This is a genomic window from Streptomyces tricolor, assembly GCF_002155905.1.
In the GTDB taxonomy this organism is placed as follows: domain Bacteria; phylum Actinomycetota; class Actinomycetes; order Streptomycetales; family Streptomycetaceae; genus Streptomyces; species Streptomyces tricolor.
Genome location: NZ_MUMF01000612.1, coordinates 1 through 6,607, shown reverse-complemented (window position 1 = coordinate 6,607; position 6,607 = coordinate 1). Strand labels below are relative to the sequence as shown.

7 protein-coding genes are annotated in these 6,607 nt (G+C 72.8%); 4 read left to right on the top strand and 3 right to left on the bottom strand.

Annotated elements, in window-relative coordinates:
* A partial coding sequence (locus CCN44_RS35370) for a hypothetical protein (RefSeq protein WP_143650199.1) occupies positions 1–599 on the bottom strand: 599 nt, incomplete at its 3' end.
* A gap of 126 nt (positions 600–725) precedes the next feature.
* Positions 726–2,963 (bottom strand): hypothetical protein, encoded by a 2,238-nt coding sequence (locus tag CCN44_RS35365; protein WP_086702647.1) that lies wholly within the window; start codon positions 2,961–2,963, stop codon positions 726–728.
* Positions 2,964–3,520: 557 nt separating this feature from the next.
* Here CCN44_RS35365 and CCN44_RS35360 point away from each other — a divergent pair.
* The 3 genes from CCN44_RS35360 to CCN44_RS35350 all read left to right on the top strand — a co-directional run bounded on the left by CCN44_RS35360 (position 3,521) and on the right by CCN44_RS35350 (position 5,100).
* Positions 3,521–4,012 carry a hypothetical protein gene (locus tag CCN44_RS35360; RefSeq protein WP_059247952.1) on the top strand — a complete coding sequence of 164 codons (492 nt, stop codon included), beginning with the start codon at positions 3,521–3,523 and terminating at the stop codon, positions 4,010–4,012.
* Between the two features lie 105 nt (positions 4,013–4,117).
* Positions 4,118–4,696 carry a class F sortase gene (locus tag CCN44_RS35355; protein ID WP_059254817.1) on the top strand — a complete coding sequence of 193 codons (579 nt, stop codon included), beginning with the start codon at positions 4,118–4,120 and terminating at the stop codon, positions 4,694–4,696.
* Between the two features lie 218 nt (positions 4,697–4,914).
* The gene (locus CCN44_RS35350) at positions 4,915–5,100 is read left to right on the top strand and encodes a hypothetical protein (RefSeq protein WP_059247953.1); all 186 of its coding nucleotides are present in this window, start codon (positions 4,915–4,917) and stop codon (positions 5,098–5,100) included.
* A gap of 444 nt (positions 5,101–5,544) precedes the next feature.
* On the opposite strand, the gene CCN44_RS35345 is transcribed toward CCN44_RS35350, so the two are convergent.
* Positions 5,545–6,183, bottom strand: a complete 639-nt coding sequence (locus CCN44_RS35345) for a TetR/AcrR family transcriptional regulator (protein ID WP_086702644.1) — start codon at positions 6,181–6,183, stop codon at positions 5,545–5,547.
* 126 nt (positions 6,184–6,309) lie between these two features.
* On the opposite strand from CCN44_RS35345, the gene CCN44_RS35340 reads away from it, so the two are divergent.
* Positions 6,310–6,607, top strand: a 298-nt coding sequence (locus tag CCN44_RS35340) for an FAD-dependent oxidoreductase (RefSeq protein WP_158103195.1), incomplete at its 3' end; no start/stop codon positions are given.

Sequence of the window (6,607 nt, the reverse complement as noted above, 5' to 3'; positions counted from 1 at the left end):
CCCGCCGCCGCGCCGCCGAAATCCGGGTACGCCGCCACGACGGACCGTGCCTCGGCGGCCACGGCGGCGAGGCGGGCCGTCTCCTTCTCGTCGCCGGTGGCCGCGAACCAGTCCTGGTCAGCCGCCCAGGCGAGCAGGTGGGCATCGCCGACGGAGGCGTTGCACCAGGCGAACAGCGTGGCCCGGACCAGCGTCGCACCCCACCGGTCAACGGGGTCGGACACGGTCTTGCCCTCCTGCGCGAAGACGAAGGCGACGATCTGGTCCATCACGGTGAGGGTGAGTTCCTTGATCCCGCACGTGCAGGCGTACTGCCGGGCCTCGCGCCGGAGCCGGGCGAGCACGTCCCGGCACAGGGCGTTGCCCGCCCGGCGGGGGGCCGCCATGCGGATGCCCAGGCCGCCGAGCAATCGCTGCCGTTTCTTGGGCGGCAAGGAATTGAAGGCGAGTTCCACCATTCCGGCCGTGAGGTCGCTGAGCGCGGCGGCGGCCGGGTGTTCCAAGGCGTTGAGCGCGTCGGCCAGTCCTTCGAGTTCTTCGGCCGAGACGCTCGGCGGGGACAACGGCGGCCCCGTGACGACCAGGTAGCGGTCCTGCATGTACGCGTACTCCGTTTTCTGTGTCCGGTGGTGCGGAGTTCGGCTCGCTCGACGCCGAGGAGCGGGGACGGGGAGGTGCGGCAGAAATGGAGGGCACGTCCGCGCCTGCGCGGAGGTGCCGTGGTTTCAGCGGCCGCGCGTGTGCTCGGTGACGAACGTGTAGCCGTACGGCAGTTCCCAGCCGTCCGCCTTGCCGAGCCTGCGGCAGTGCTCCCGAAAGGCCGCTCGCTGCACTTCGCTCGGCGAGCAACCCGGCCGCAGGCGGCGCAGATGACCGGGGACGAACTGGACGGCACCCGGCTCCCGGCCGCCCGGTTCCGCGCCGCCCCATGGGCGTATCACCCGTCGCCGGACGGGGCGGTAGCCGATGAGGGGGATGGTCGGCTGCCCCTCGCGCGCCGGGTAGTGCGGTTGGCCCCAGAGGTCCCGGCTGCCGAGTGCCGGCTCCAGGAGCCGTTCCGCGAGCAGTTCGGCGACCGCGGATTCCAGCGTGGCGGCCTGGGATCGTCCCGGTCGGCGCCCGTAGACCGCCGTCGGCAGGACGGACCGGTCCAGCAGGGCGTGGCCGTCCAGGGTGAGCAGCCCGCAGCGGCGTACGGTCCGCATCACCAGCTGCCGCGGACCGAGTCCGGCGGCGCTGTCACCGTGGCGGTCACTGCCCGGTGCGTCCTCCCTGGTGAGCACCCGAGGGTCATGGCAATGCCCGATGACACGGTCGCCGACCTGCACCGGTTCCTCGAGCCGTGTGGTGGCCAGCCGGATCACCGTGCCGCCGCGCTGCCAGCGCAGTTCGAGCATCAGGCCGGGGAAGAAGTCGCGGGGCCAGGTGACTGAGGTCAACCGGCCCGTGGTGTCGTCGAGTTCGGCGGTGACCCGCTGCACGGCCTCGGTCCCCGGCGAGGCCTGTCCCACGTGGTCGAGTACGAGGCGGGATATGAGGCACGGGCCGTGCGACCGGCGAAGTTCACGTGCGACGTACGGGTGCAGGGGGAACCAGCCGTCGATGAGATGGGACAGTCGCAGGGGCGATCGCCAGACGATCTCGTGCGCGTCGTTCCGCAGGAGTTCGCTGGGGCCGAGGGAGGCATCGTCGGCAAGGGGCAGATCAACCGGATCCACCTCCTCTTCCGGCTCCGGCTCCGGTGGGACGGGCACGGTCGAGGCCCAGCCGCGTCCGGCCGGGGCCAGGGGGTCACCGGGTGCCTCCGCGCCGCCGGGATAGTGGGACCGCCACACGCCTCCGCCTTCGAAGGCGTCGTCGAGGGTGATCCGGCAGCCGTTCTTGAACAGGCCCTGGTCGCTCTCGCCCTGGACGACGTCGGCGAGCGCCACGTTCGCCCGGCACACCGCCGCGGCGTACCCCACTCCCCTGAGCGGTTCCGTCGCCCCGGGGAACCCGCGGAGCCGCGGTCCGACCGCTGTGTACGTGGTGACCGCGGCGGTGAGGCCGTAGCGCCGCCTCGCCGGCGTGGCCGCGTGTTCCACCGCTGCCGCGAGGGACCTGAGGTCGTCGCCGCCCAGCGGTCCCGTGTCCCGCCAGCAGTCCGCGAGGGAGGCCCGGGTCATCGCGTAGTGGCCCCATGTGCGCAACGCGGCGCTGGAGCGGAGGACGCCCCGCACCGTGTCGAGCAGACCGAGCAACCCGGCCCGCAGGTCGTCGTCGTGCGTGCCGCCCACCAGTGCGGCAAGGGACACGGGCACGAAGGGGCTGAGCAGCTGCTCCCGGGCCGTCGTCAGGAGATGCTCCGCGTAGGCCGTCAGGTCGTCCCGCCGCGCCGCCTCCCGGGACGGGTAGCAGACGTCGACGACGACATGCCCGTCCTCGTTGATCCAGCGCCGGCGCGTGCGGAGACGGTGGAGCTGGGCCGGCGACAGGCTCAGGGCCGGGCCGAAGGCGTCCAGGTCCGGGACCAGCAGCTCCCTGCGCCGGGGTGCCGCGTCCTTCCCCGGCCTGCCCGGGCCCTCGGCACCCGCCGGCGCCCCCGACACCCAGGCCGGTACGTCACCGAGCGCACCCACGTCCGGGTGGGCGCCCTCCCGGTGGACGATCTCGGCGTAGAGCGGGTCCGACCCGGTGGCGACACACACCATGGCACCGACCGGAAGCACGGGAGCGCACTCGCCGAAGGTGATCACGGGGAAGTCGTCGGGGCACAGCGGGCTGCCGCCGTAGCCGTCGCCGCCGAGGTCGTACCCGAAGTACACGGCGTTGAAGGCGACGGTGGTGTGCACGGGTGCCGGGCGGACCGCGACGACCGCTTCGAGGTAGCGCCGCAGCCGCTCCCGTTCCGCGTCGGGTACGGCGTCGTAGCCCTTGGTCATGTCAGGCGTCAGCAGGGCCCTGTCACCGTAGGGGTCCGGCACCTGCGTGCTGTCGCGATGCGTCGATGACGTCGTCGTCCCCCCACGTTCGCCAACCCTTGCCGATACATACGGGTCCCCACCCATGGCACCTCCGCCGCACTCGAGGCCGCCGCGGTCTGACGTGCGGTAATTCCCGCAGACTATGCCGAGCTGGAGCATTCCGGCAGCACTTTCGTCACTTTGCGCCGGTGGGCGGTGGCGCACAGGGAACACACCCGCGCACCGGCGTCGGTCCGAGCCGGTGCGGCGGCGGCCGGGCGGGCCGAGGCGGTCCGTGGCGGGCAGCCGGACCAGCGGTTCCGGGCCGGCCGGCGGTGTCGGCGGCTCCGTCGGCGTTCACCGTTATGGGGACAGGGCGCCGGGTGATCCGTATCTGCCGGTCTCGGCGCCGGTGACCTGCGTGAGCGATCAAGAGGGGCCGTCGCGGCACCTGACCGGGTGACCCGTTCGGGGTGGCGTCGGGTTGCGGAACTGACGGGCTGTCGGTTGCCTCGTGAGCGGAGCACAGGAGAGGCGCCGCGCAGACAGGCCGGGCACTGTTCCGTTGGAGGATTCGGATGCGTTTCAGACACATGGGTGCGGGGATCGGGCTGGCTCTCGGTGCGCTCGCGCTGCAGGCCCCGGCCGCTGCCGCCGCTGACGACTCGGATGTCAGTATCGAGCCGTGGAACGCCTCCCCGGGTTCCACGGTCACGGTCAGTACGCGGGCCTGCGACCCTGACGCCGACTACGGCAAGGGCTTCTCGGACCTGGCGGGAGAGTTCCACCTCTTCGAAGGCGACGAGGAAGGGGTGCTCACCGGCCAGTTCGAGGTCCCGGAAGGGACCGAGCCGGGCAGCGACACGGTCACCCTGAAGTGTCCGCCGCTGACCAAGGTCACGGAGACGTACCGGGTCATCGGCCGTCCTCCGAACGGCTCGGTCGACGCCGGTTTCGGACCGGCCGAGCACACCGGTGCGGGGCTCACCCTGGGCGGTGGGCTGCTCGTCATGGCCGCTGCCGGGGGTGCGGTCTGGATGTACCGCCGCCCGCACGGCAACCGAACCTGAACCGTCCGACTCCACCGGCAGGACCCGACCTCGATGGCACCCGGACACCACACCAGCGCCGCCCGAGAGCCGTTCGTCCCCCCAGTGCTCCTTCTGGGCTGCGTCATGACGGCAGGTGCGCTGCTGCTGATCGGCGGAGCGCACGACCCGCAGCCACCACGGCCGGCGGCGGCCCCGGCCGTGGTGGCCTCCGCGGACCCCGCCCGTCCCACGGTCCGACCGCTGCCCCCCGCGGATCCGGTCCGGCTCCGGATCGCCGCCATCGGCGTGGACGCCCCGATGACACGGGTGGGCCTGGATGCGGCGGGAGCGCTCCAGCCTCCCCCGCCGGAGACACCGGGTCTCGCCGGCTGGTACGGCGACGGCACCACTCCCGGGTCGGCGGGAACCGCCGTCGCCACCGGGCATGTGGACACCCCCGCCGGCGCCCCGGGTGTCTTCTACGACCTCGGCGCCCTGACCGAGGGCGCCGCCGTCGAGATCAGCCGGGCGGACGGGCGGACGGCGGTGTTCACCGTCCGCGCCGTCGAGCTGTACGACAAGGAGGAGTTCCCCAGCGAGAAGGTCTACGGCAGCTCCGGCCGGCCCGAACTCCGGTTGATCACCTGCGGTGGCGGCTACACCGAGCGCACCGGCTACCTGGGCAACGTCGTGGTCTACGCGACGCTGACCGGGGTGAGGTAACCGGCCGAACGGGACCGGCCGCGTACGCGGTGGCTCCGCGTGACGCGTGCGGAGGGCGCACGGCCGGCGCGGGCGCCGATGCAGCCAGGGGCAAGATGCAGTGCCGGCCCTCCGCTGGAGGACCGGCCCAGGCTCAAGATCGGCTCAAGTCGCTGGAACCCGCCCCGGCCACCGGTGCATCCTCCTCGACAAGACCACATACACCAGGGGGAACACCGATGAAGACCTTGCTCGGCCGAATCGTGACGCGTGTCCGGGACGTCGTGTCCGGACGCCAGGACGTCAAGGAGTACGGCGACCCGGAGGCCCGTCGCCGCGGGCCCCACAACCGCGACGCCAACCTCGCCCGCCACTACATCCCGACACCGCCGCCTGTCCCCACGAACTTCACCACCGGCCTGTAGGGCCGCGCACACCGAACGCCGGTGCGCCGTTCAAGCGGCACTCCGCGCACGGCCCAAACGCACCGCACCTGCTCGGCATCCGCTGCCCAGGGCAGGTGCGGTGGCGTATGAGACCACGGGCCCGCCCTCGACTGTGCGGCCGTTTCTTCCGCCAGGACCGCACCTGTATGAAGCCCCCCCCCCCCGCAGCCCGGCACTACGACCAGTCGCTGTGGCTGACCGAGGACTTCCAGGGCGGGGCCGGCGGCGACCGGCGGCAGCGCCACGCGGATCAGCGGGTTCGCCACCTTGACCGGCGACCGCCCGGCCGGGCACGACAGCCGGGCACATCCGTCGGCGGGTGCGACAACTGGCCTCGTACGGCCGTGAGTGCGACGGCCAGGCACACCCCGGACCGACCGGCAGCACAGCCCGCGGCACCCCCGGTGGACGCCTCAGCCGACCTCACCCGTCGGCAGAACCGAGCGCCTGCCAGCCGTTCTCCAGCAGTTCGAAGGCGCGGACGACGGCCTGGCGGGGATCGTCGTGGCCGTGAACGGCGCGGGGCGCTTCGAGGGCGAAGTGGGCCAGGGCGGTACAGGCGGGATCGTCCGCGGGCAGGCCGCTCTCCTCGGCGATGACCCGGGCCAGCGCGGAGGTGTGGCGCAGCCACATGCCCTGCCCGTAGTCGCGCAGGGCAGGGGTGTTGTTCACCAGCTCGGAGAACGCGGTGAAGCGGGCGTCGCCCTCCGCGGCGGCCAGGCGGTGGCGCAGCGCGTGCTCGCACAGCGCCGCGGGGATCGACCGGCCCCGGGGCCGCTCGCGTACGGCGGCGAGCAGACGTGCTTCCTGCTCGGCGTCCTCGTCGAAGACGAGCGCCTCCTTGACCGGGAAGTGCTTGAACAGCGTGGTGGTGGACACGTCGGCGGCATCGGCGATCTCCCGGATGCCGACGGCGTCGTAGCCGCGCTCCAGGAACAGGCGCAGCGCGGCGTCGGCGATGGCCCGGCGGGTCGCGGCCTTCTTGCGCTCACGCCGCCCCATCGGCGCCGCGGGGACACCGGTCTCGCTGTGTTTCTGCGTGGCGGAGCTGCTCTCGGTCATGCGGGCACTCTACCCGTTCGGTTGGACGGATACAAAAGTTGAGCTGTTGCACTTATTGGGCTGTTGTGCTCTTCTGGTCGCCGTCACGAGTCGCCGCGCGAGTCCCGACCCGAACGGAGCATCGCCATGCCCACCCCTCCCGCACCCCGCATCGCGATCATCGGCGCCGGCCCCGGCGGCCTGACCTGCGCGCGCGTCCTCCAGCGGCACGGCATCGCCGCCACCGTCCACGACCTCGACTCCTCCCCCGCCGCCCGCGACCAGGGCGGCACGCTCGACCTGCACCCCGGCTCCGGCCAGGAGGCCCTGCGCGCGGCCGGGCTGCTGGACGAGTTCCTCGCGCTGTCCCGTCCCGAGGGGCAGCAGATGCGGCTGCTCGGCCGCGACGGCCGCGTCCTGTTCGACTCGGTCCCGGCAGGGGGCG